This window comes from Amphritea sp. (assembly GCF_050300915.1).
Taxonomy (GTDB): domain Bacteria; phylum Pseudomonadota; class Gammaproteobacteria; order Pseudomonadales; family Balneatricaceae; genus Amphritea.
Genome location: NZ_JBNKYN010000158.1, coordinates 1 through 1214, shown reverse-complemented (window position 1 = coordinate 1214; position 1214 = coordinate 1). Strand labels below are relative to the sequence as shown.

The window sequence follows — 1214 nt, the reverse complement described above, 5'->3', positions numbered from 1 at the left end:
GAAGGGAAGGAGGGGGAAGGGGAAGAGGAAGCAGAGGCACGGCTTGGGGGCGGCATGGGGAGCTTGTAGGGGTGCCATGGGCCTGCTCCTCTCTCTGCTCGTGCGTGCTGCTGCTGCTCGTTGTTTCGTGCTGAACGAACTGGGCGTGAGGATGGAGAGAAGTAGGAAAGAGAGAAGAAAAAGAAAATTTAGGAAAAGAAAAGAAAAATAGGAATTTTTTCTAAACTTGAAAATTTTTGGGGAGAAAAAATAAAAGACAATTTATGAAGTTGGTAAAAATTATTTTTTTAAAAGAAAGATATATGCCTAATTATAAATAGATAATTAATTAGGGGATTATCTTTGATTAAATTTAAATAAATAGGCTAAGATGTAAGGTATAGAAAATTCATAGAATGAAAAGAATTTTTTTGTACCAAAGACTCGATCAAAAATAATTAAATAAAGAGTCAGAAACTATTTTCTGAAAAGGAGTTTCAGAAAAGATTTTAGAATTATTTTCCTTAAAGAAAAGATTGGGTTTAAAAGGAATCATATAAAAAGACAGGGGCAAAGCTGTGGTGCGACTGGGCCGGCGCATTGGGAAAAATGGGTCACGGCACTGGGTCGGTGTGGGAATGTGAGATGAGATGAAAAATAATAAATATATATATATATATATATAGACTAACTGCATGGAATTTAACCAAAAGGGTTAAGGGAATATATAAAAATGTTTCTAATGTACAGGATTTAATATTTAAACAAAATTTAATCGAATTCAAACAAATTCTATTCGGAATCTAATTCTAGATCACACATCAATACAAGAATAAATGCAAGTCGGCATGAATGCAGCAATCAATTATAAAAGCCTAAATTGATTTAATAATTTAGAAAATAATCTTTTGCCTAAATAAATTTGAATCCCTTCGAAATTCTAAAATCAAGCTTTTATCTATTATGAAAAAGTTTTAAAATTTAGCAAATTTTAGTCACATTCCAAAATTTGGAATTTTGGGGTGTGACGGTGTCTATTACTAAGATTCGGTCCTTAGTAGATTCGAGCACCACATGTCATGACCGTATTAACCATCTTCACCATTCCAACCGTTGCTCAAACCACAACATCGATCCCCAAACGGTCACCTCACATCTCGATGGTTGGAAGATTACAACACTCTCTCAAAGACACAAGCCAAACTCAACATCACAAATGATGTAAAGACTTGTAC

The 1214-nt window shown here is 34.4% G+C and carries 1 protein-coding gene; it reads left to right on the top strand.

Annotated elements, in window-relative coordinates; translation table 11 throughout:
• Positions 1–211, top strand: a 211-nt coding sequence (locus ACQY8X_RS20905) for a hypothetical protein (RefSeq protein WP_428037062.1), incomplete at its 5' end; no start/stop codon positions are given.
• Between the last annotated feature and the right edge of the window lie 1003 nt (positions 212–1214).